The organism is Bradyrhizobium sp. 23AC (assembly GCF_054863025.1).
On sequence record NZ_JAVAYN010000003.1, the window covers coordinates 491,701 to 511,604 of the forward strand.

The following is a 19,904-nucleotide window of genomic DNA, read 5'->3' on the forward strand; positions in this document are numbered from 1 at the left end:
AGGCAGTTTTCGGCTCTTCGCTGCCATACGATCGAAGCTAAACGTCCGCCTTGCGCAAGACAGCAGCTTAAGCTTCTGGCTGGGGCCTAGGTCGGCGGCCGCGGACGCGACAACGGCAAGCGGTACGGCGACGCCGGCAACCTCGTGGCGGTGGGGACAACCGGCTGCATGGTCGGGACATGCATCTCCGCGTCCGTCGTGACCATGGCACGGTCCTCGGCCACCCCCCCGATGGTGTCGGCCTCCACGATGACGGGCTGCACCCCCGGCGACGTGACCGGCAACCGGTCGGCTTCGACCGTCGGACTGGCTTCGCCCTCCGGACGGACTTCCGAACCTCCCAGGTCGGGTCCATCGACGCGACCGGGGAAGATCTCACGCAGGCGCCGCAGGTCTCAAATCTCAGGTCGACGCCGGCGCGGCGGACGCCCTCAAACAGTCTTGCGACAAGCGCGTTGCCCATGATCAGGCGTGTTCCGCGCTTGTGGCTGATGCGATCCAGGGCATGTCGGGTCAGAAGACCGATGACGTGCCGAAAATTCGTCCAGTTGCGGAAGGGCGCCAGCAGCGCAGGAATATCCGCCTTCCCGACCATCATGCCGCCGAGAACCATGAATTCCCGGCGCGGCGGCCGGATGCGGGCAAAGTCGTCGCCGAGCTTGCGGCCGTCGAACGGAACGGCCCCGAGCGCGCGACCGCCGATCGCCGCCCCCGGAAGCTGCTTGTAGTCGGGATGGATCGGCGGCGCAGCGAACCGCACGTTTGTCTTCTGCTCGAGATAGTCGAGCACGACCGGCCCGGCCTTGAGGAACATATCCAGGCGTTCGTCAGTTGCGTGCTCGCCGAGCATCGCGGTCAGATAGGTGCGCGCGGCATCGACCGTATCGGGCGTTCCGGCAAGCTGTCCCTGCCGGCTGCCCGGGATCCAGACGGTACCGGCAGAGGTCGCGGTCGTCCCGCCAACCATCTTCGACTTTTCGCAAAGGACAACGTTGAGGCCTTCGAGGGCACCGACCAACGCTGCCGTCATTCCGGCCGCACCTGCGCCCACGACCAGCAGATCGGTCTCGACGTCCCAGGAGCGATCGCCTTGCGGCATCCGGAGCACCCTTCCTTCAGGAGTTCGCGCGCGCCCTCTCGACCACGGTCTTGCCCGCCGCGAGCGCCCGGCGCGCACGCGTTTCGGCATCAACAGTCTTCGCCAACTGGACGGTCGGAACCTCGATGCTGATGGTGAGGTCGTCCGGCATCGCCCTCGCCAGTCCGACGATATCTAGGCCGCCCTCGCCCGGAAACATCCGCTCCTCGCGCGCGGCATGGATGAGCTGCTCCGTCGTCGACGGGCGTTCGGCCGGACCGTCGCAGAGTTGCCAGTAGTGCAGCCGCCGCGCGGGGATGGTGCGGAGATCCGCAAGCGAACTCTGCGATCGATCGAAATGCAGCGCATCGACCAGAATGCCGGCAGCGGGATGATCGATACCACAGACGATCCGGATTGCGGTCTCGAGGTCCGGAACGCTGGTCCAGGGCATGAATTCGAGATCGGACGTCAGACCGTACTGTGCCGCCGCCTCGCAAAACTGCCGGTAGCGGTCGGAAAATCGTGCCAGATCCGGATCGTAGGCGGCGACGAGAATGTGTTTGGCGCCGAGGCGCGCCCCCGCCTCGAAGAAGGGTGTGAAGGAGCCAACATCCGTCTCCGGTCTGAATGCAACGACCTCGATATCGGCGACGGTCACGCCCGTCGACTGCAACCGCCGGAGTGTCTCCCGCAACAGCGGCGCATCGTCCATCAGACGGTAGGCGACCCCGCCAGGCGTTGCCGGCAGCAGCCTCAGCCCGACTTTGTCGTAGCCGCAACGCGCCGCCAGCTCGATCATCTCGGGCGGCGCCAGCTCGAGCACGGTTAATGCGGCGAGCGAGAACGTGGCCATCAGCCGAAATCCGCGATGCGGGCGTCGAGCGCGAACATACCCTGATAGACTTCCGGCTCGCTCGCCCGGTCCATGACGTCGGGCGCAATCGTGCGCGCCTGCTGCAAGGCGGCCTGCAACGAGGCCTCGTCGAGTGCCTCGACCAGCAGAAGCCCGGCGAAAAAGCCCTCGTCCTTCCGCATGCCCTTCTCAGTCGTCGGCACCAACGTCCGCGCCTCGTCGGTTGCGCCGATCTGCACGGCGGCGATCCCGTCGCACGCAACGAGCGCCTCGGCCAATTTTTGCGTACCTGCCGGCAGTTTTTCGATCCGCAGCGCCATGATCGTGGCCCCCTCGCCCCGCCCTGCCCGCGCGACCATGACGCCCCCACCCCGCACGAAGTTCCCGAGCTTGGGCATGATGCGCTGCGACCAGGGAGTTGGTGCGTTGAGGCGCGCCAGATAGGCCTCGCCATCGAGGACCTCGGGCGCCTCAAGCTCGTACAGGATGAAGAAGCGATTGATGTCGTCGCGTGTCGCGCGGAAGACACGCGACGCCAGGAAACCCCTCGTCGTCACCCGCTCGGTAGTGTGCTCGCGCGTGAGCCAATGCCTGTAGTCGGTCAGATCGTGCGCCTCGACGTCGCTCCAGATGGCGAGGAATCCCGCTCCGCGCATCGCGCTCTCCCTGCTTACGCTTGGCCCGCGGCCGCAAGCCCGTGCAGCGCCGGCGGGATCGTTTCGGGCAATTGTCCGAGCCGCTGCACGGCCGCCAGGATCGCGGCGATATAGCCGTACGGACCCAAGCCGCAGATGACCGCCGTGCAGGCGCTCGACGTGATCGAGTGACGGTGAAGCTCGTCGCGCGCATGAATGTTCGAGATATGCAGCTCGATCTTCACCCCCTCGAAGATCTTCAACGCATCGATCAGCGCGATCGACGTGAAGGAATAGCCCGCCGGGTTCATGATGATCGCGTCCGCCTTGCCGTGAGCGGACTGGATCAGGCCGACGAGCTCGCCCTCCATGTTGGACTGATGGAACGAGATCGAAGCCCCGAGATGATCGGCCAGCGCATGACAACTCGCCTCGATCTCCTTCAGCGTCGTCCGGCCGTAGATGTGCGGTTCTCTGATGCCGAGAAAATTCAGATTGGGTCCATTCAGGATCATGATTTTGGCAGCCATTTTATCCCTCGTGTCCTTTTGCCAATGCTGCGCGACTAACCGCCGAACCATTTCGCCGGAATCGTCACCAGTCCCGGGAACAGCACCATCGCGAACAGGACAATCAGCTGCGCGATCATGAAGGGCCAGACACCCTTGATGATATCCTCCATGCTGATCCTGGAGACGCCGCAGACGACGTTGAGCACGATTCCGACCGGGGGGGTGATCAGTCCGATGGAGTTGTTGATGATGAAGAGAACGCCGAAATAGACGGGGTCGATATGCGCCGCCTTGATGATCGGCATCAGGACCGGCGTCAGGATCAGGATCGTCGGCGTCATGTCGAGCGCTGTGCCCACGATCACCACCACGACCATGATCGCCAGCATCAGGATCGTGTTGTTCCCCATGAACGGCTTCAGCAGGGTGACGACCTGGGTGGAAATTTCGGACACCGTGATGAGCCAGGAGGACACCAGCGCCGCGGCCACCAGAAACATCACGATGCTCGTCGTCACGGCGGAGGAAACGAATACCTCGTAAAGCTGCGACAGCTTCAGCTCGCGGTAGACGCAGGTCGCCACGAACAGCGAATAGACGGCAACGACCACCGCGGCTTCCGTGGGCGTGAAGATGCCGAAACGAAGGCCGACCACGATGATGACAGGCAGCATCAGCGCCCAGAAGCCGTCGACGACGGCCTTCACGATCTCGGACATCGAGGCCCGCGGCGGCGGTGTCAAATTTTCCTGCCGTACGACCCAGGCCCAGGCGAGGCACAGTCCCGCCCCGAGCAACAGTCCGGGCACGATGCCGGCCAGAAACAGTTTCGAGATCGAGACGCCGGCGGCAACGCCGAAGATGACGAAACCGATGCTGGGCGGAATCACGGGCGCGATGATGCCGCCGGCCGCGACAAGACCCGCCGCGTAGGACTTCTTGTGTCCCGCGGCCACCATCATCGGCACCAGCAAGGCTGCGAGCGCCGCGGCGTCGGCGGCGGCCGAGCCTGACAGCGAGGCGAGAATGCAGGATGCCAGGATCGTGACGTAACCGAGCCCGCCGCGGAAATGCCCGACCGCAACGAGGGCGACATTGACGATGCGCTTGGCCAGCCCGCCCTTGTTCATGATCTCGCCGGCGAGCATGAAGAAGGGAATGGCCATCAGCGGAAAGCTGTCCGCGCCGTTGATCACGTTCTGCGCCACGATCTGGGCGTCGAACATGTCGATCGTGCTCATCAGGGCGACGCCGCAAATGAGGAGCGCGAAGGCGATCGGCATGCCCAGCGCCATGGCGCCGAGCAGCGAGAATGTGAAGACGGCGATCGTCATGCCATGATCCCGGTGGTGTGCAGCAACTGAGCGCCGGCCGGCAAGGTTCGAAGAGATGGCATCAGTGCTCTTCCGATTCTTTGACGGCGACCATGTCGGCTTCGCTGGCCTGTCCGGCGAGAACGCGGAGCAGGTCGTAGAGAAGGATCACGCCGGCCGACACGCCGAAGATCACGCCGACGGCGTAGAAGATGGCCATCGACAGGCCGGTGGCCGGCGCGCGGTCGTCGATGTTGATCAGGGTCTGGCGCCAGCTGCCGGAGAGCAAAAGCCAGTCGGCAAACAGCATCAGGCCATAATTGATGACGAAGCAGATGCGCTTGCCGAGAGCCGGCAGCATCCGGACCAGGGTGTCGACGCCGAGATGGGCGTGCTCGCGCAGCGCGACGATGGCGCCGAGGAAGGTCAGCCAGACCAGCAGCCAGCGCGACAGCTCCTCGGAAATCGTGATGCCGGAATTGAAGCCGTAACGCAGCACCACATTGCCGAAGACCAGGACCACCATGACCGCGAGACACGCGGCAATGACGGCTTTGAGGAACGAGCAATAGAGGTCGAGAAATCGCGCCATGCGTCAGGTCCGGGCAAATGGGGCGTGAGCCGGCCGTTGGCCGGCTCCGCCGCTTTCCGCGATAGAGAAGCCAGCTACTTCACGTCCTTGCGGATGCGCTCGACTTCGTCGTTGAACAGCTTCACCGTCTCGGAGCGAAGATTGGCCGAAATCTTGTCCGCGACCGGTTGCACCGCCTTGCGCATGCGCTCGGTCTCCTCGGGGGCGATCGCGTTGTACTGCATGCCCTTGGCCTGCAATTCCGCCAGCGCCTTTTCGGTCTGAAGGCGCGTCTGCTCCTTCTGGTAGCCGCGGCTTTCCTCATAGGCCTCGTGCATCAGCCGCTGCTCGGTCGGCGACAGCTTGTCCCAGAAAGCCTTGCTCACCAGGATGATGTTCAGGGTGAAGGTGTGGTTGGTGGCGGAGACGTATTTCTGCACTTCGTAGAACTTGTTGGAGAGAATGACCGTGTAGGGATTCTCCTGGCCGTCCACGGTGCGGGTCTCCAGCGCCGAATACAGCTCCCCGAAGGCCATCGGGACCGGGTTGGCTTTGAAGGCGCTGAAGCTTTCGAGATAGACCGGATTCGGAATCACGCGAAGCTTGAGGCCGCTGAAATCCTCGATCTTGGTGATCGGGCGGGTGCTGTTGGTGACGTTGCGGAAGCCCAGGCCCCAATAACCGAGGCCGATCAGCCCCTTCGATGGCAGCGTATCGATCATCGCCTTGCCGAACTTGCCGGTTGCCAGCGCGTCGGCCTGCTCGGTCGTGTTGAAGAGGAACGGGAAATCGATCAGGCCGAACTCCGGAACGACGGTCGCGAGCGACGTGGTCGAGGCCGACAGCATCTCCTGCGTGCCGCCGCGCAGCGCCGATTGCTGCTGCAATTCGTTGCCGAGCTGTGAAGCCGCGAACTCGCGAACCTTCATCTTGCCCCCGCTCTTCGCCAGCAGGATCTCGGCAAACTTCTGCACGCCAAAGCTGACGGGGTGATCGGTGTTGTTCAGGTGGCCCCACCTGATCGTGCGCTCCTGAATGTCATCGGCGGCGGATGCGCCAACCGTCAGCGCCACGCAGATCGCCGTCGCAGACAGCGCCCGTACCAACAAGCTCATCGTTTCCTCCCTATTCCCTAGGGCACGAACGGCGGCTTAAGCCATCATTCTTCGTACCCTCCGTTTATTTACACATCATACATATATTTCCGTGTCAAATGTCATTATTCATTTCATATGATATTTCTATAGACGTCTGATGGTGGAGTTCTGCTATATTGCTGGCAACATTGATGGTTCGGCGCCCGCGGGGTGGCCGGCGATCCGGACAAGCGGGATCAGAAGGCATGACGGTAGTTGAGGAACGGCCTTTGTCGGCGGGCGACAGCGGCTATCAGCGCATCCGGTCGGACATCATCTTCGGCGTGCTCACGCCATCGGGGCGTCTCAAGCTCGATGCGATGAAGGAGGACTATGGCGTCAGCATCTCGACGCTGCGCGAGATCCTCAATCGCCTGGCATCAGAGGGTTTCGTCGTCGCCGAAGGCCAGCGTGGCTTCGAGGTGGCGCCGATCTCGATCCAGAATTTGCGCGAGCTCGCCGATCTGCGCATCCTGCTCGAGCATCACGCGATGGCCGAGTCGTTCCGTGCCGGCGATGTCGAGTGGGAGGGCCGCGTGGTGTCCGCGCATCACAAGCTGGCGGCCACAGAACGCACCGTCCTCAGGGAGGGCGACGATCCCGAGCTGCGCAAGCGCTATGACGGCGAGTTCCACCAGGCGCTAATCTCGGCCTGCGGATCGCGCGAGTTGATGCACACCCATTCGATCGTGTTCGACAAATACTTTCGCTATGCGCTGCGCTATCGGGGCACGGAGACGATCAACCAGCACAAGGCGCTGTTGGAATGCGCCCTAAAGCGGGACATCAAGAGCGCGCGGACTGTCCTCAGCGAACATATCAACGGCTGCGTCGCGCATGCCCTATCGTCCTGGAAAGACACCTGACCACCCTCTCCCACTAAGGTTGAACGTCAAGGCTTCGCGTCAAGGATCAAGTCGTCTGCGAAAAGAACGATAGATGCACTCCGAAAAAATTCCATTTTCCATGGCCAGGCTTGACGACTTACTCGATGATTTCGGCATCGACGTCCTGATCGTCACCTCGAAACACAACATTCAGTACCTTCTCGGCGGGTACTATCACTTCCAGTTCGATTTTATGGAAGCCATCGGCATCAGCCGGTATCTGCCCATCTTCGTCTACGTGAAGGGCGCTCTGGACAAGTCGGCCTATATCGCCAACCGGAACGAACGGGACAGCATCCAGAACAGAACCAGCGCCGGATATTGGATGCCGCCGGTCGTGTTCGGGTCGTCAACCTCGGTCGAAGCGATGACACTCGCTCTCGAGCACGTAAAAGCTGCCGCAACATCTGCGCTAAATGTCGGCGCCGAGATGTCGTTCCTGCCGGCCGATGCGGCGGACCTGCTGCGCAGCGAACTCCCCAACTGCCAGCTCGTCGAGGCGATGCGCCCGCTTGAGAAACTGCGGTCCATCAAGACCGCGGCCGAGTTGGAGATCCTCCGCGAGGCGTCCGAGCGTGTCGTCGCTTCCATGATGGACGCGGTCAGCCGCACCCGCCCCGGACAAAGCAAGCGCAAGATCATCGATCATCTGCGTCAGGCCGAACTTTCCCGCGACATGATCTTCGAATACGCGCTCGTGACGATGGGAACGAGCCTTAACCGGGCTCCGTCTGAACAACGTCTCGAACCCGGCGATATCGTCTCGCTCGATTCAGGCGGGAACTATAGAGGTTACATCGGCGATCTCTGCCGGATGGCCGTGCACGGCGCGCCGGACGGCGAACTTGTCGATCTGCTCGCGGAAGTCGATCTGATCCAGCAGGCGGCCCGCGCTCCGATCCGCGCGGGTCTCACGGGCAGCGATATCTACGCCGCCGCAACCGAAGCGCTCGCACGGTCCCCTCATGGCAAGCAGATGCACTTCGTTGCCCACGGCATGGGCATCGTCAGCCACGAAGCGCCGCGCCTCACGGCGAGCGGCCCCATTCCCTATCCCGCCGACGACGCCAGCGTACCTCTCGAGGCCGGCATGGTCATCTCGATTGAGACCACGCTGCCTCACGCGCGACGGGGCTTCATCAAGCTCGAGGATACGATCGCGGTGACCTCGGACGGATATCAGGCCTTCGGAGACGGCTCGCGCGGTTGGAGCCGGATTTCGGGATGATGACGATCCCGCCCCACAAGGTGGAGACCGCAGTCGCCACGACGGATATTCTCGGTGAGACGCCGCTCTGGTGCGGCCGCACGAACAAGCTCTGGTGGGTCGATATCGACCGGCAACTTCATCAATCTTTCGATCTCGCGACGGGCGCGCACGAGACGATCCGCTACGACTGCCGGTTTCTCGGCAGCCAGGCCTTGGCCTCCGACGGCTCGCACATCCTCGCGCAGGATCTCAGCCTGTTTCGTCGCGATGCGGTGAGCGGCATCGTGAGCCGCATCTGCGAGGTCGAAACGGGGGTCGACAATCGGCTCAACGACGGACGGGTCGATGCGCGGGGGCGCCTGTGGATCGGAACGATGGATAACGAGCTGCATCGACCGAACGGCGCGCTCTATCGCGTCGACGGCGACGGCGCAGTCCGGCGCATGTTCGCCGATGTCATCGTCACCAATGGCATTACGTTTTCGCCGGACAGCCGCACGCTCTATTTCACGGACACGCGGCGCTATCGCACCTGGTGCTTCGATTTCGATCTCGATGACGGCACGATCAGCAACAGGCGACTGTTCGCAGACTACGCAGCGTCCGGAGAGCGCCCTGACGGCGCCTGCGTCGACGTCGATGGCGGGCTCTGGACGGCGTTCTTCTCCGGCGGGCGCATAGCGCGTTATCGACCGGACGGCCAGATCGACATCGTTATTTCCCTGCCCGTGACCAATCCGACCTGCGTCTGTTTCGGCGGCAGCGACCACAAGACCATGTTCGTCACGAGCGCGCGAAAGTTTCTCGACACCGGGCAATTGAGCAGCGAGCCCGAAGCCGGTCACCTCCTCGCGATCCACGGCCTCGCGCAGGGCCTTCCGGAGCACCGCTTTGTGCTTGGGACGGCGGACTGAAGACGCCCTCCTGTCCGTCGCTGTCGTATCCTGCGGCAGAAGCCACAACGACTTGGTCAGCCCTCATCGTGTCTCGAAAAGGCGCGGCCAGCATGACCGAAGAGTCAAGCCAATCTGCTCGAAGCGGAACGCTCGATTGCATCAGGAATTTGGGCCGGATCCCATACTGCGGCGCGATCCGACTGTCCCGCAGCGAGGATTGGGGAGACGCTCAGCCGCGCTACGGCGCCTTGCAGACGAAATTGCTCGCTTCCTCGGTATCGCCCGAGCCGGAATAGGCCGCATACGACGGATAGACGCAAAGCGGCCGGGTACGATGGGGGCTCCACGTCCCCGGAATTTCCTTGTTGGCCGGATCGATGGAAGCAACTATCCGCTCAGGCGCCTTGCCCTGCTCCACCCAATCGGTCAGCGCCGTCAGAGCATCAAACTTGTCGAGTGCAACTCCGCCGCCGCAATGTGTCCCGCCGGGTATGGTGAAGAGGCGCACGAAGCCATCGGCATGGCCCTGCGCGTTCTTGTTCAGCCGGCCATACCACCGGATGGTGTCGTTGACCGAGAACACCGGATCGGCATGACCGTGATAGATGAGCATCTTGCGTCCGGTCGCTTGCAGGCCTGTGAGCTTGGGGTCGTCAACATCGGGGGGCGTCATGAACTCCATGGCCGATTCGGTGAACGTGCCGTCCTTGGCGAATATCTTTGGCGCGTCCCTGTCGAAGTCGTAGGCCTTTAGCGCGTCAATGAGCTTGTCGTTGCTGCCTTCCACCGCAACAGGCGGGGTCGAAAAAATATAGTTCAGCGACGCTGCCCCCATCGTGGCGATGATCGGATAGTTGTTCCAGGGTGCGACCGTGCTCTCGACCTTCCAGGCGCGCCAATTGCCGGTGCCGACGCCGCCATCGAGCGGCCAGTCCGAATAGAGCGCCTCGCCTTTCGAATTTTTCGGCCCGGCAAGGCTGGTCTTCAGCGCATCGACCTTGGCTTCAGGCAGGCACGCATTGGTTTGGCCCGGCGCGCAAATGAGGCTCTTGAGGTCGAAGGCCTTCTGGCAGGCTGCGAGATTGGACGTGAGGCCATCCTTGACACCATCCAGCGCGTCGCAGGCCTCCGTGATGCGCGAGGATACGAGTTGCGCATCCTCTTTGGTAATCGACTTGCGGAGATCAGGGTCAGCCTTCAGGAAAGCCTGCACATCCCAGGCGTGTTGGACCGCGGCGCGTGGCAGATCGAAGCCGGGATTGCCGACGAGGAAGCCATCGTAATTTTCGGGCATGCGGGAGGCGGCAACCATCGCATGACGCCCGCCGTTGGAGCAGCCGGCCATGTAGGACCGATCAGGCTTGCGGCCGTAATGCAGCGTGATGATCGTTTTGGCGACGGGCGACAGAGTCATGTCGGCGGCGTAGCCATAGTCGCGCCGCGCCTGCGGATCGAGCCCGAAGGCGGCACCTGCTGCAAGCCCCAGCGGCTTGTTCGCGGGATCGGAGCCCGAATGGCCGCTGTCCGACGACAGCACAGCGAAACCTCGCGCCAGCTGCACTGTGCCGCCCGATGCAAGACCGTCGGGTTTGGGGCCAAGGGCGGGGACCACGATGCCGTCATTGCCGCCGTTCACCTGGTGCAGGAAGCGGCCGTTCCACTCGGCCGGCAGCCTGATCTCGAAGTGAATAGCGTAGGACTTTCCATCCCCACCAGTGCGCTGGTTGGCGAAGCCGGTCACGATGCAATGCTTTGCTACACCGTTGCTGGCTTCCTGGAGCTTCGAACCGACGACTTCGACGTTGGAGACACCAAGCGAAGCAGTGCTGACCGGCGAGCAGCTCTCACCCTCTGCGCGGACAACTGCTGTCGATTCAAGGAGGGCAGCGAGCGCGACTACCGATACCAAGCCAGACTTCACCGGCCTCCTCCCGATTTGTTTATATTTTATAATTATTACGTTTATTCTTCATTTTGGCAAGGGCATTTCATCCGCGTTGCTGGCGTTGCGGACTTGCTCGAGGGCGCAACTTGCTTCGTAGCCAGTCTGGGTTTGACCAAAGCGTGTCGCAATCTGTCACTGAGCGCGCGCCGGGCAGAACAATCCTACCAGCTAGCGCCTCGGAGAATTCGCTCCCGGGCGTAAAGGGCAGCGGATCCTTGGTTTGATAGAGCCCCTGTACTTTCAGGCCATCGACAAAACCAATGCCCACAGCCTGTACCCGGACTCGCACTTTACCGCTGGATATCTCCGGCTTGGCGACCTCCTTCAGTCGAACGCCGTCGATCGTTGTATATTCTTCGACGACCACAGCTTTCATTTCTCATTCTCCCCACTGTCTTGCGGAACACAGAGATCGCATTCGCCAGATTCGATCGTCTGAAGCTCGCAAGCCCGCATCTGTCGCGTTTTGCTCATGTGAATGAATTCAAGATGTCCAAGGCTGCGCTCAGATACCTCCGAGACAGAGATACTTGATCTCCAGGTAGTCCTCGATCCCGTATTTGGAGCCCTCACGGCCGTTGCCGCTCTCCTTCATACCGCCGAACGGAGCGACCTCACTCGAGATGATGCCTTCGTTGATTCCGACGATGCCGTACTCGAGCGCCTCCGCTACGCGGAAGATACGGCCGATGTCCCGACCATAAAAATAGGCGGCCAAACCGAACTCCGTCGCATTGGCCAGCCTGATCACCTCCTCTTCCGAAGAGAAACGAAACACCGGCGCGACGGGGCCGAAGGTCTCTTCCTTGAAGATGAGCATGTCCGGCGTACTGTCCGCCAGCACCGTCGGCTGGTAAAAGGAGTGTCCGAGGGCATGGCGTTGTCCGCCGGCGACAATGCGCGCTCCTTTGGTTACAGCATCGGTGATATGCTGCTCGACCTTCTGCACCGCATCGAGATTGATGAGCGGCCCGATTGCCACGCCTGGCTCGAAACCATCGCCCACCTTCATCGATTTCACGGCCTCGGAAAGCCGGGAAACAAAGGCGTCGTAGACCCTGTCTTGTGCGAACAAGCGATTGGCGCAGACGCAGGTCTGTCCAGCATTGCGATATTTCGATGCAATGGCGCCCTGCACCGCCGCCTCGATGTCCGCATCGTCAAACACGATGAAAGGCGCGTTGCCACCCAGCTCCATCGATGTACGCTTCACGGTCGATGCCGCCTGCGCCATGAGCTTCTTGCCAATCTCGGTCGAGCCCGTAAACGTCACCTTGCGCACGGCCGGATTGGACGTCATCTCACCGCCGATCGCGCTTGCCGACCCAGTCACGACCGAGAAAACGCCGCTCGGGATGCCCGCACGTTCCGCCAGCACCGCCAACGCAAGCGCGGAGAGCGGCGTCTGGCTTGCAGGCTTGACCACCATAGTGCAACCGGCGGCGAGCGCCGGGCCAGCCTTGCGGGTGATCATGGCTGCGGGAAAATTCCACGGCGTGATCGCGGCGCAGACGCCGATTGGCTGCTTGAGGACGATGATGCGCCTATCGGCGGTGAAACCCGGAATGGTATCGCCATAGACACGCTTTCCCTCCTCGGCGAACCATTCGATGAATGACGCCGCATAGGCGATCTCGCCGCGACTTTCCGTCAGCGGCTTGCCTTGCTCGGCGGTCATGATAACGGCGAGGTCTTCCTGATTGGACATCACCAGTTCGAACCATTTGCGCAGGATTGCGGCGCGCTCTTTGGCGGTCCGCGCGCGCCAGCCGGGCCAGGCGGCGTCGGCCGCGGCAATTGCCCGACGTGTCTCCGAGGCGCCCATGTTGGGCACCGTTGTCAACGCCGCACCGGTTGCGGGATTGGTAACGGTCAGCGTACCGCCGCTGTCCGCCGCCGACCACACTCCGTCGATCAGACACCTATCGCGCAGCAGCGACAGATCATTGAGCTTGAGCCCGGCTGCGATCTTCTCTTGTATTGTCATTACAAATTTATCCCGAGGACTTGGATAGGAAAGCATCGCGTAGCTTGAAGCGAATGATCTTGCCGGATCCGGTGCGCGGAATCTCGGCGACGAAGACCACGCGTTCAGGCACCTTGTAGGAGGACAGATGCTTGCGGCAATGCGCGATGATCACCTCGCCATCAGGTGAGGCCACCCGGCTCACCACAAACAGCGCGGGCACTTCGCCGAGATGCTGGTGCGGTACGCCCACGACAGCGCAATCCACTACCTGCTCGCATCCGCTGACGACCTCCTCGATCTCGGCGGGCGCGATATTCTGCCCGCCGCGGATGATCAGCTCCTTGAGGCGCCCCGTAATAGTCAGGAACCCGTTTTCATCACTCCTGGCGAGATCGCCGGTGTGATACCAGCCGTTGCGCAAGGCAGCCGCCGTCTCCTCCGGTTTGTTGTGATAGCCGATCATGACATTCGGCCCGCGCACGATCAATTCACCTTCGGCCCCAAACGGTACATCGTTTCCGGCCAAGTCAACGATACGGACAGCAAGGCCAGGGATTGGAAGCCCGCAGGAGCCCAACACGCGGCCGCCAGCCGGCCAGTTCATGGTTACCATGGTCGAGGTCTCGGTGATCCCATAACCGTCCAGCAACTTGACACCAAACCGGGACTCGAACTCGCGGTTTAAGGTCGCCGGCATGATGGCGCCGGCGGAGATCGCCAGCCGAACGCCAGCCAGGTTCACCTCGTCCCGGCCCTTTGCCGCTTCCAGCAAGTAGTGGAACATCGTCGGCACACCGGGAAACAAGGTGAACCTGCCGCTTCCCAGCAGCCGCAGCACTTCGCTAGTTGAGAACTTCTCGAGGATGTACTCGCTTGCGCCGGCGGCAAGGATGCTGAGGACAGAGAAATTTAGCGCGTAGGAGTGAAACAGCGGGAGCGGCGAAAGCACCGCATCCTTTTCCGAGAGCATCGAGATGGGCGCCCAACACGATGCGGCGATCCAGAGCATGCTGTGGGTCGACAGCAGGACGCCCTTCGCGCGGCCGGTCGTTCCGGAAGTGTAGATGATGAAGGCCGGCTCCTGCATTCCCAGCGAATCGCGCGGCGCCAACGCCGCCTTCGTCGACGCCAGTTGTTCGTAGCGCGGGCCCTGTTCTCGGCTCGGCCCGCGTTCCACCAGAACGACGCTGCTCAACACCGGACATTGCTGCTGGATCGCCTCCATGAGCTCCGAACGCTCATCGGTAGTGATGACCATCGTGCAAGCGGCATCCTGCAGGCGATAGACCACCTCGCTCTCGGTGGCATCATAGCTGATCGGGACCCCGATTGCCCCGGCTCTGGCGATCGCCAGGCACGTCTCGACCCAGCGCACGCAATTGGGCAGGAAGATAGCGACCGTGTCGCCTGCCTGGATGCCGAGCGCCGCGAAGTGTCCGGCCAGATTCGCCGTCCTTGTGGCGAGCTCACCGTAGCTCACCTTCCCTGCGGCATCCTCGAATGCGGTCTTGGTTCCCCGCTCCTTGGCATGCCGCTCGATCAGCGCCGGGATCGGCGCGATCAGGCTACTCTGCAGCATGTTTCCTCCGCTTCGTTTGCTGTCGTCATCAAACCATGCTGAAGCCGCCGCTGATGCTGATCACCTGTCCAGTGATCCAGCTTCCATGCGGCGATGCCAGCAATGTGACTGTCGGCGCGATGTCTTGCGGCTGGCCCAATCGACGCAGTGGATAGAACTTGGTCAGTTTGTCGCGATTGGCCTCGACCCAGGCCCGGTCATGCGCGGTCTCGATGAGGCCGAGCGAGATCGTGTTGGCCGTCGTGCCGAACCGACCGAACTCGCGGGCCAGCGATTTCATCAGGCCGATGACGCCCGCGCGAGCGGCCGCCACGATCGCTAGCCCGGATTCGCCGACCCGCGACGAGTCGCCGACCAGCGCAATGATCCGGCCGTCGCCGGCCTTCTCGAGATGCGGAGCTGCAGCCTTTGATACGTGGATGGCGCCATAGAGGCAGATGTTGATCTGCTTTTCCCATTCCTCGCGCTTCGTATCTGTGAAGCGGTTGCGCAAAGCGACACCGGCATTGTTCACCACGATGTTCAGGCCGCCGAAATCCTTGACGATGCCGTCGATCATCGTGGTAACCGCAGCAAAATCGGAGACATCGGCCTGGTATGCGATGGCCTTGCCGCCCATCTTTTCGATGTCGGCGACGACGGCGGCTGCGGCATCCTTGGAGCCGTTGTAGTTCACCGCGACCGCGGCGCCTTCCGCCGCGAGGCTCAGCGCAATCTCGCGGCCCACATCTCTTGCCGCGCCCGTGACGAGCGCGACCTTGCCCTTAAGCTTCATGTCCATCGGCTAGTTCCTTGCGATTTGTTGCGTTTTCGATGAGGCGGAAGAGCCGTTCGGGGGAGACCGGCAGCTCGAAGATGTCGATGTCCAGGGACGAAAGCGCGTCGGCGATAGCATTGGCAATCGCCGCGGGCGCGCCGATGGTGCCGCCCTCGCCCATGCCGCGGAAGCCGCCAAGCGTGGTCGGCGAGTCCTTCTCGATGTGGACCACCTCGATCGAGGGCACCTCGACAGCGGTCGGGATGATGTAATCGACGAGGCTGGCGGTCAGGTTCTGCCCCTCCTCGTTGTAGACGACCTCTTCGTAGAGCGCAGCGCCGACGCCTTGCGCGACTCCGCCATGAACCTGGCCATCGACGATCATCGGGTTGATCAACCGGCCGCAATCCTCGGCAACCACGAACCGATCGATCTTCACCTCGTAGGTGTTCGGGTCGATTTCGACGACGGCGAGATGGGCTGCCGTCGCGCTGGTCCCGAATACGGGGTCGTAGGTCTTGGTCGAGGTCAGCTCTTCGCGTTTGTCCGCCGGGATGCGCCCCATCTCCAGATAGACCGCGCGCGCCAACTGGCGGAAGGTCAAGGTGCGATCGGTGCCTACAACGGTGACCTTGCCATCCTCTACAGCGAGATCGTCGGGACTGGCCTCGAGCAGATGCGAGGCCGCCCGCACCAGCTTGTCCTTCACGTCACGTGCTGCGAGCGTCGCGGCGCCGCCGGCCAGCACGGCGCTGCGGCTCGCATAGCTGCCGGTGGCGTTCGGCACGGCGGCGCTGTCGCCCTGAATGATGCGGATGTCCTCGACCCGGCCGCCGAGATGTTCGGCGACGACCTGAGCCAAGGTGGTCTCCAGGCCCTGGCCCACAGCGGCGACTCCGAATGAGGCCGTGACAGCGCCGGTCGAGTCGATCGCGATCTTTGCGGTTTCCGTGCCGGTGTTGATCGGCATGCCCGGCGCAACCGAGATGCGCGAACCGATCCCGGTCAGCTCCGCATAGCAGGCAACCCCAATTCCGAACCAACGGCCCGCTGCCCGAGCCGCCGCCTGCCGCACGCGCAACGCCTGGTAATCCGCCTGCCCGCATGCGGCATGGAGGCATTCGGTGAAGGCGCACTGATCCCAGACGATGCCAGACCCGATGCGATAGGGAAACTCGTTCGGCTGGATCAGGTTCTTCAGGCGCAGCGCCACCGGATCCATCTCCAGCTCGCGCGCTGCCATGTCCAGCAACCGCTCCGTGACGAATGTCGATGTCGGCCGGCCCACGCCGCGATACGGGCCCATCGGCGGCTTCGACGTCGCGACGCCGCGTACGCGACCACGATAGTTCGGGATCTTGTAAGGGCCTGGCAGAAAGCTCACGACCTGCACCGGCTCGATCACCGCGGTCCACGGATAGATCGAATAGGCTCCGACGTCGCCGATGACCTCGGCCTTGAGCGCGAGGGCACGCCCCTCCGCGTCCAACGCCAGTTCGGCATCGACGATCTGGTCGAACCCCTGGCTGGTCGAAGCGAGATCCTCCATGCGGTCGCTCGTCCATTTCACGGGGCGGCCGAGCTCCCGTGCCGCGAAGGCAACGAGGATTTCCTCGGCATAGAGCGAGGCCTTGCCGCCGAACCCGCCGCCGACATCGGACGAGAGCACGCGCAATCGGCTTCCGGGCATGTTCAGCGCCTCGGAGAGCGCATCGCGAATGATGCCCGGCACTTGTGTCGATGAGTGCAGGGTCAGTTCGTCCCGGCCCGCGTCATACTCCGCCAGATAGGTCCGGTTTTCCATGGCGAGCGGCGACTTGCGCCTGAACCGGAACCGCCCCGACACGCGCACGGCCGCGTCCGCGATCGCCTGATCGACGTCACCGGTCTTGAACTCGCGGGCGCAGAGAACATTCGTGCCGGCTTCCTCGTGCAGCAACGGCGCGGTAGGTTTGGCCGCCTCCTCGGGATCAATCACGACCGGCATCGAATCGAACTCGATATTGATCAGTTCGAGGGCGTCTTCGGCGAGGTAGCGGCTTTCCGCCACCACCGCGACAACGGGTTCGCCGACGTAGCGCACTTTATTACGCGCCAGCGCCGTGATCGCGGTGGCGTGATAGCCTTTCATCCGCGACGTCGCGAAAATCGCATTCACGCCGGCAATATCGTCTGCAGTGAATACAGCGGCGATGCCGGGCATGTCCCGCGCTTCGTCGCAATCGATGCGCCTGATCCGCGCATGCGAATGATCGCTGCGGCGAAAGGCGACGTGCAGCAGGCCAGGTACGCGCCGGTCATCGACAAAGGCCCCCTTGCCGGTCAGCAAGCGTGCATCTTCGGTTCGCTTGACGCGCGCGCCGACGATCTTCGGCCGCGTGGCGAGACCTTCGACCGAGCCGCTCGCCTCGACGGCCGGGACGGGTTTGCTATCAGTCATAGCAATCCGCTCCCTTGCGCAGGGTCTCCCACTGCGCGGCATCGTGGCCGCAAATTATCGTCGCGCCCTGCGCCTCGATCTCCCTGATCTTCTGGAAGGTCGCGCGGCAGATCTCTTTATTCCAGGTGTTCTTCGGGATGATGTCGGCATCCAGATTACCGCGGATGCTAACCGCATCGGAGCCGAGCAGGAAGCGACCACTGTTGCGAAGCGTTACCAGCGCCCCCATCAGCCCCGGCGTATGGCCTGGCAGGTGGACGAGCCGAATCGTGCCATCGTCGAACAGGTCGATCTCCTCGCTTACCACCTGATAGTTCAGGGGATGATCCCAGTCGGCACGCAAATAGCCCGCTTCCGCGGCGGAAGGTCCCCTCGCGACATCGAGCTCCTCCTTACGGACGAGCAAGCGCGCTTTGCGGAAGAACTGATTGCAACCGCAATGATCGGTGTGGAAGTGCGAACAGATGACGGCATCGATGTCATCCGCCGTCAATCCGACGGCCTTTAATCCTTCCAACACGTTGTCACCTGCCGGCATGATTGGCGTCATGACGCGCGCCATGCCGCCCCATCGGCCCTCAGGGTCAGTTCCCACTTCGGGATGGCAACCGGTGTCGAACAGCACATTGCCCTTCGGGTGGCGGAGCAACACGCATGACACCGGCAGCTCGATCGTCTCGGCACGATCAGCCTCGGGAAAATGGATGCTTTTGCGCATCCGCAGGCGCCCGCCTGAGAGGAAATGCATCTTCATGACGCGCTCTCCTTGTTCGCGCTTGCGAGAACCTCGACCGCCGCCCGGACCGCGCGGACGATGTTTTCGTACCCCGTACACCGACACAGATTGCCGGACAGCCCTTCGCGGATCTCCTCGTCGCTCGCCAACGGCGACTTTTTCAGGAGATCGACCGCGGTCATCAACATCCCCGGCGTGCAGAAGCCGCATTGCAACGCGTGATGGTCGTGGAATGCCTTCTGCACAGGATGGAGCCCGGCCGAAGTAGCGAGGCCCTCTACGGTCGTGATCTCCGCACCATCGAGCTGCGCGGCGAGCAGCAGGCACGACCGTACACTATCGCCGTTCACCAGCACGGTGCAGGCGCCGCAAACGCCGTGCTCGCAGCCGACATGCGTACCTGTCAGTCCGAGCTCGATGCGAAGGAAGTCGGTCAGCAGCAAGCGCGGCTCGACCTCGCGCCGATACACGCGACCATTGACGTTGATGGAGATCTCGACCGGGTTAGCCATGGCTCGCCTCCGTCGCGCGCGACCAAGCCCTGCGAATGGCGCGCTCCGCCAGCACGCCGACCAGGTGTCGACGATAGTCAGCCGAGGCATGCAGGTCCGTGTTGGGCTCGACCGCGATACGGATCGCGCTAACAGCATCGCTCACGAGAGCGTCGTCGAACGGCCGCGATACCAACAGCGCTTCCGCCTCGCTCGCGCGCATCGGCGTCTCGCCGACGCCCATCATGCCGACCCTCGCGCTGGAGATACGATCGCCATCGCGCTCCAAGCAAATCGCGACACAAGCAAGTGCGAAATCACCGGACCGGCGCGCGACCTCCTCGAAGGCATAGCCCACGCCCGCGCGACATTTGGGGAAGCTGACCGAAACGAGCATCTCACCCTCGGCCAAGTCGGTCGTCAGGGCGCCGACAAAGAAGTCGGCGGCCTTGACCGTCCTACTGCCTTCCGCCGAAACCAGTTCGAGTTCGGCATCGAGCAACATCGACATCATCGGCAGTTCGGCAGCCGGGTCCGCATGCGAGAGGCTGCCACCGATCGTACCCCGGTTTCGGATTGCGAGATGGGCGACGTACCCCATGGCCTCGCTCAAGACCGGCAAGTGGGTCGCGACCAGGTCGGAGACTTCGACGATCCGATGTCGCGTGAGCGCGCCGATCCGGATATGCCCGCCTTCGTCCCTGATGTAGGACAAATCGGAGATCCGGTTGATGTCGATCAATACGGACGGGCGCAGCAGGCGGAAGTTGAGCATCGGCAGCAAGCTCTGCCCGCCCGCGAGCAGCTTGCCGTCGCCGTTTGCCTCGGCAAGCGCCGCGGTCGCGGCTTGCACGCTGTCGACGGCGAGATATTCGAAGGGCGGCGGCTTCATC

The 19,904-nt window shown here is 62.8% G+C and carries 19 protein-coding genes; 3 read left to right on the plus strand and 16 right to left on the minus strand.

From position 1 onward, the window contains the following. Positions 1 to 67 precede the first annotated feature (67 nt). From RAD10_RS10670 to RAD10_RS10700, 7 genes are all read right to left on the minus strand, one after another. Complete coding sequence (locus tag RAD10_RS10670; protein ID WP_461617419.1) at positions 68 to 1,099, minus strand: FAD-dependent oxidoreductase; 1,032 nt, start codon at positions 1,097 to 1,099, stop codon at positions 68 to 70. A 16-nt stretch (positions 1,100 to 1,115) separates the two neighbouring features. Further along, complete coding sequence (locus RAD10_RS10675; RefSeq protein WP_461617420.1) at positions 1,116 to 1,880, minus strand: sugar phosphate isomerase/epimerase family protein; 765 nt, start codon at positions 1,878 to 1,880, stop codon at positions 1,116 to 1,118. Between the two features lie 53 nt (positions 1,881 to 1,933). Then, entirely contained in the window at positions 1,934 to 2,590 is a 657-nt protein-coding gene (locus RAD10_RS10680) for a hypothetical protein (RefSeq protein ID WP_461617421.1), read from the minus strand. 14 nt (positions 2,591 to 2,604) lie between these two features. Next, the gene (locus RAD10_RS10685) at positions 2,605 to 3,099 is read right to left on the minus strand and encodes a type II 3-dehydroquinate dehydratase (RefSeq protein WP_461617422.1); all 495 of its coding nucleotides are present in this window, start codon (positions 3,097 to 3,099) and stop codon (positions 2,605 to 2,607) included. A gap of 35 nt (positions 3,100 to 3,134) precedes the next feature. Continuing rightward, positions 3,135 to 4,415 (minus strand): TRAP transporter large permease subunit, encoded by a 1,281-nt coding sequence (locus RAD10_RS10690; protein WP_461617423.1) that lies wholly within the window; start codon positions 4,413 to 4,415, stop codon positions 3,135 to 3,137. A gap of 61 nt (positions 4,416 to 4,476) precedes the next feature. Continuing rightward, complete coding sequence (locus RAD10_RS10695) at positions 4,477 to 4,986, minus strand: TRAP transporter small permease (protein WP_461617424.1); 510 nt, start codon at positions 4,984 to 4,986, stop codon at positions 4,477 to 4,479. A 74-nt stretch (positions 4,987 to 5,060) separates the two neighbouring features. Then, positions 5,061 to 6,080, minus strand: a complete 1,020-nt coding sequence (locus tag RAD10_RS10700) for a TRAP transporter substrate-binding protein (RefSeq protein WP_461617425.1) — start codon at positions 6,078 to 6,080, stop codon at positions 5,061 to 5,063. A 227-nt stretch (positions 6,081 to 6,307) separates the two neighbouring features. Here RAD10_RS10700 and RAD10_RS10705 point away from each other — a divergent pair, with 227 nt between their 5' ends. From RAD10_RS10705 to RAD10_RS10715, 3 genes are all read left to right on the plus strand, one after another. Then, on the plus strand, positions 6,308 to 6,967 hold the full coding sequence (locus tag RAD10_RS10705) for a GntR family transcriptional regulator (protein ID WP_461617426.1): 660 nt from the start codon (positions 6,308 to 6,310) through the stop codon (positions 6,965 to 6,967). A gap of 73 nt (positions 6,968 to 7,040) precedes the next feature. After that, positions 7,041 to 8,216, plus strand: coding sequence for a M24 family metallopeptidase (locus tag RAD10_RS10710; RefSeq protein ID WP_461617427.1), 1,176 nt, complete (start codon positions 7,041 to 7,043; stop codon positions 8,214 to 8,216). Then, positions 8,213 to 9,112, plus strand: a complete 900-nt coding sequence (locus tag RAD10_RS10715; RefSeq protein WP_461617428.1) for an SMP-30/gluconolactonase/LRE family protein — start codon at positions 8,213 to 8,215, stop codon at positions 9,110 to 9,112. The genes RAD10_RS10710 and RAD10_RS10715 overlap by 4 nt, the downstream gene beginning before the upstream one ends. A 220-nt stretch (positions 9,113 to 9,332) precedes the next feature. Here the strand turns inward: RAD10_RS10715 and RAD10_RS10720 are convergent, their stop codons facing one another. The 9 genes from RAD10_RS10720 to RAD10_RS10760 form a co-directional block, all read right to left on the minus strand. Further along, a complete protein-coding gene (locus tag RAD10_RS10720) occupies positions 9,333 to 11,015 on the minus strand; it encodes a tannase/feruloyl esterase family alpha/beta hydrolase (protein ID WP_461617429.1) in 1,683 nt (560 codons plus the stop codon). Positions 11,016 to 11,082: 67 nt separating this feature from the next. Next, complete coding sequence (locus RAD10_RS10725; protein ID WP_461617430.1) at positions 11,083 to 11,415, minus strand: hypothetical protein; 333 nt, start codon at positions 11,413 to 11,415, stop codon at positions 11,083 to 11,085. Positions 11,416 to 11,544: 129 nt separating this feature from the next. Continuing rightward, positions 11,545 to 13,026: an NADP-dependent succinate-semialdehyde dehydrogenase gene (gabD, locus tag RAD10_RS10730; RefSeq protein ID WP_461617509.1), complete on the minus strand. Its 1,482-nt coding sequence runs from the start codon at positions 13,024 to 13,026 to the stop codon at positions 11,545 to 11,547. Between the two features lie 7 nt (positions 13,027 to 13,033). Continuing rightward, positions 13,034 to 14,587, minus strand: a complete 1,554-nt coding sequence (locus RAD10_RS10735) for a class I adenylate-forming enzyme family protein (RefSeq protein WP_461617431.1) — start codon at positions 14,585 to 14,587, stop codon at positions 13,034 to 13,036. A 28-nt stretch (positions 14,588 to 14,615) separates the two neighbouring features. Next, a complete protein-coding gene (locus tag RAD10_RS10740) occupies positions 14,616 to 15,368 on the minus strand; it encodes an SDR family oxidoreductase (protein ID WP_179735447.1) in 753 nt (250 codons plus the stop codon). Beyond that, complete coding sequence (locus tag RAD10_RS10745; protein WP_461617432.1) at positions 15,352 to 17,784, minus strand: xanthine dehydrogenase family protein molybdopterin-binding subunit; 2,433 nt, start codon at positions 17,782 to 17,784, stop codon at positions 15,352 to 15,354. Before RAD10_RS10745 ends, RAD10_RS10740 begins: the two co-directional genes overlap by 17 nt. Continuing rightward, on the minus strand, positions 17,777 to 18,538 hold the full coding sequence (locus tag RAD10_RS10750; protein WP_461617433.1) for an N-acyl homoserine lactonase family protein: 762 nt from the start codon (positions 18,536 to 18,538) through the stop codon (positions 17,777 to 17,779). The genes RAD10_RS10745 and RAD10_RS10750 overlap by 8 nt, the downstream gene beginning before the upstream one ends. Continuing rightward, entirely contained in the window at positions 18,535 to 19,032 is a 498-nt protein-coding gene (locus tag RAD10_RS10755) for a (2Fe-2S)-binding protein (protein WP_461617434.1), read from the minus strand. The genes RAD10_RS10750 and RAD10_RS10755 overlap by 4 nt, the downstream gene beginning before the upstream one ends. Continuing rightward, a complete protein-coding gene (locus tag RAD10_RS10760) occupies positions 19,025 to 19,903 on the minus strand; it encodes an FAD binding domain-containing protein (RefSeq protein WP_461617435.1) in 879 nt (292 codons plus the stop codon). Before RAD10_RS10760 ends, RAD10_RS10755 begins: the two co-directional genes overlap by 8 nt. Position 19,904: the final 1 nt, after the last annotated feature.

Excerpts from the sequence above, each read along its gene's own strand:
- RAD10_RS10755 (WP_461617434.1), bottom strand. The coding sequence starts at position 19,032 with ATGGCTAACCCGGTCGAGATCTCCATCAACGTCAATGGTCGCGTGTAT.
- RAD10_RS10690 (WP_461617423.1), bottom strand. The coding sequence starts at position 4,415 with ATGACGATCGCCGTCTTCACATTCTCGCTGCTCGGCGCCATGGCGCTG.
- RAD10_RS10750 (WP_461617433.1), bottom strand. The coding sequence starts at position 18,538 with ATGAAGATGCATTTCCTCTCAGGCGGGCGCCTGCGGATGCGCAAAAGC.
- RAD10_RS10675 (WP_461617420.1), bottom strand. The coding sequence starts at position 1,880 with ATGATCGAGCTGGCGGCGCGTTGCGGCTACGACAAAGTCGGGCTGAGG.
- RAD10_RS10670 (WP_461617419.1), bottom strand. The coding sequence starts at position 1,099 with ATGCCGCAAGGCGATCGCTCCTGGGACGTCGAGACCGATCTGCTGGTC.
- RAD10_RS10745 (WP_461617432.1), bottom strand. The coding sequence starts at position 17,784 with ATGACTGATAGCAAACCCGTCCCGGCCGTCGAGGCGAGCGGCTCGGTC.
- RAD10_RS10725 (WP_461617430.1), bottom strand. The coding sequence starts at position 11,415 with ATGAAAGCTGTGGTCGTCGAAGAATATACAACGATCGACGGCGTTCGA.
- RAD10_RS10680 (WP_461617421.1), bottom strand. The coding sequence starts at position 2,590 with ATGCGCGGAGCGGGATTCCTCGCCATCTGGAGCGACGTCGAGGCGCAC.
- RAD10_RS10695 (WP_461617424.1), bottom strand. The coding sequence starts at position 4,986 with ATGGCGCGATTTCTCGACCTCTATTGCTCGTTCCTCAAAGCCGTCATT.
- RAD10_RS10715 (WP_461617428.1), top strand. The coding sequence starts at position 8,213 with ATGATGACGATCCCGCCCCACAAGGTGGAGACCGCAGTCGCCACGACG.
- RAD10_RS10705 (WP_461617426.1), top strand. The coding sequence starts at position 6,308 with ATGACGGTAGTTGAGGAACGGCCTTTGTCGGCGGGCGACAGCGGCTAT.
- RAD10_RS10740 (WP_179735447.1), bottom strand. The coding sequence starts at position 15,368 with ATGGACATGAAGCTTAAGGGCAAGGTCGCGCTCGTCACGGGCGCGGCA.
- RAD10_RS10700 (WP_461617425.1), bottom strand. The coding sequence starts at position 6,080 with ATGAGCTTGTTGGTACGGGCGCTGTCTGCGACGGCGATCTGCGTGGCG.
- gabD (WP_461617509.1), bottom strand. The coding sequence starts at position 13,026 with ATGACAATACAAGAGAAGATCGCAGCCGGGCTCAAGCTCAATGATCTG.
- RAD10_RS10685 (WP_461617422.1), bottom strand. The coding sequence starts at position 3,099 with ATGGCTGCCAAAATCATGATCCTGAATGGACCCAATCTGAATTTTCTC.
- RAD10_RS10735 (WP_461617431.1), bottom strand. The coding sequence starts at position 14,587 with ATGCTGCAGAGTAGCCTGATCGCGCCGATCCCGGCGCTGATCGAGCGG.
- RAD10_RS10710 (WP_461617427.1), top strand. The coding sequence starts at position 7,041 with ATGCACTCCGAAAAAATTCCATTTTCCATGGCCAGGCTTGACGACTTA.
- RAD10_RS10760 (WP_461617435.1), bottom strand. The coding sequence starts at position 19,903 with ATGAAGCCGCCGCCCTTCGAATATCTCGCCGTCGACAGCGTGCAAGCC.